Origin of the sequence: Bacillus sp. JJ1503 (genome assembly GCF_036965125.1) — a bacterium.
Lineage (GTDB): Bacteria > Bacillota > Bacilli > Bacillales > Cytobacillaceae > Cytobacillus.
The window spans coordinates 1-1,674 of record NZ_JBALOZ010000524.1 but is presented as its reverse complement, the minus strand read 5'-3'; the positions used below and the strand labels follow the sequence as shown (position 1 = coordinate 1,674).

The 1,674-nt window shown below is 29.3% G+C and carries 2 protein-coding genes and 1 pseudogene; 2 read left to right on the top strand and 1 reads right to left on the bottom strand.

The genetic code is table 11. The features are described 5' to 3' along the window. Positions 1 to 184 precede the first annotated feature (184 nt). Positions 185 to 529: a hypothetical protein gene (locus tag V7149_RS26235; protein WP_335348485.1), complete on the top strand. Its 345-nt coding sequence runs from the start codon at positions 185 to 187 to the stop codon at positions 527 to 529. Continuing rightward, positions 430 to 858: a DUF4145 domain-containing protein gene (locus V7149_RS26230; RefSeq protein ID WP_335348486.1), complete on the top strand. Its 429-nt coding sequence runs from the start codon at positions 430 to 432 to the stop codon at positions 856 to 858. The genes V7149_RS26235 and V7149_RS26230 overlap by 100 nt, the downstream gene beginning before the upstream one ends. 144 nt (positions 859 to 1,002) lie before the next feature. On the opposite strand, the pseudogene V7149_RS26225 reads toward V7149_RS26230, so the two are convergent. Next, a pseudogene (locus tag V7149_RS26225) lies at positions 1,003 to 1,674 on the bottom strand (hypothetical protein); the annotation flags it as partial.

Here is a 1,674-nt window from a genome sequence, read left to right as displayed (position 1 = left end):
AAAACAGGTTTAGAATCATTAGATGAGTTAGAAATATATAGAAGTGATAAAATAAAATCACTAGGCGTTTAAAAACGGCAAAAGTGTATTTTAATTTGCTCTAATAATATTTTGGGTATTCAGTATAATTTTTGTGTTCACCAGTAAATGTAATGGAATTAAAAATAAATTGGAGATGGATAAAATGGATGAAAAGGTCATGACGTGCTTCCATTGTGGTAATAAAACATCCATGAAATGTGTTAGCCACCATAGAATAACCGATAATGACGAGATATGGGACTACAGCTATTCACCTTATAAACCCGTTCATGTTATAACGTTTGGCTCAGAATGGTTTCTATATTTATGTCCAGTATGTAAAGAGGTAACACTTGAGAAAGAAACATGGTGTAGCGAGGAAACGGAACCCAATGGTAAGCCTATTACATATCAAAAAATAGTTATCCAAGATTTGAAGCAAAAGAAGAATATGTTCCTAAAGGCGTTAAGGATGCTTTTGATGCAGCACTTAAAGTTAGGAATTTAGACGGAGCTATTTGTATTTTAGCTTTAAGAAGAGCACTTGAAAAATTGTGTAAGCATAAATGTGCAGAAGGGAAGGATTTATTTAGCAAACTTAAGGATTTGCAGAATAAAAAGATACTTCCCGAGATTATTAAAGATTTGTCATATATCTTAAGAAAAGAGGGAAATTCTGCGGCTCATGCAGATGATATAGAGTTCGACCAGGATACAGTAAATTTAATGGTTGAATTCACTCAAACTATCATTGATTATGTATACACACTACCGGAGAAAATAAAGAAAGCGCAAGAAAGAATTAAAAACCACGAACCAGAAAAGGAAAAAGTATAAAATTATTTAAGATGTATTTACCACTTATGATTTCATTAAAAATCGCAAGTAACAATGGGGATGGCTAGGTTACTTGCGATTCAAAATATAAAAAATGTAAATAATTAGCGAAAAAATAATTAAAGGAAAAAATATTTATTGGTGTTATTCTAATAACTTATTACTAATTTGTATAGTTTGCAATGGATGTAATTCTTTATACTTATAAATTGAAGCAATGATTACTTGGTTATCGGAAAATTCCTCCATTAATATATTCATAGTCTCACTAATATTTTCTTGATCTACTTCACGTCCGCTCGGTGAATCAAGAACTATAGGTAATTTAAAACCGATAATTTTTTGTATTTCTAGAATATAGGCCATTTTAAATGAAAAAACTATTTTATGTAATACTGCTCCACTTAATGATTTTAAATCAGATGTAAATATGTAGTCTTTATTAGGGTTAATAATGTCAATCACCCCTAATTTTTTTGCGAATTTTGTTATTGATTTATGTAAGTTATCAACTATCGTGTTATTAATTATAGTCTTATCTAGTATTGCTTTCTTTAAACTTTTATTTTCCGTACTTAATTGAATTATTATTTTCCTTATTTGTTCAGGATTGATATTTAAATGAGCTATTTGGCTATCAAATTTCTCAATTTCAGACTGAACGTCTATAAGATTATAGGAGTCTGTGAGTCTCTGTTTTAGCTTAGATAACTCTGTATTTATAGTAGCAAGTTTTATTTTTACCATGTTATAACGCGTATCAATATATCTTTGATTATCATCAAAATGTACAATGGTATTTCTAGTAACTGGAAT

Coding starts and splice junctions, on each gene's coding strand:
- V7149_RS26235 (WP_335348485.1), top strand. CDS start 185: ATGGATGAAAAGGTCATGACGTGCTTCCATTGTGGTAATAAAACATCC.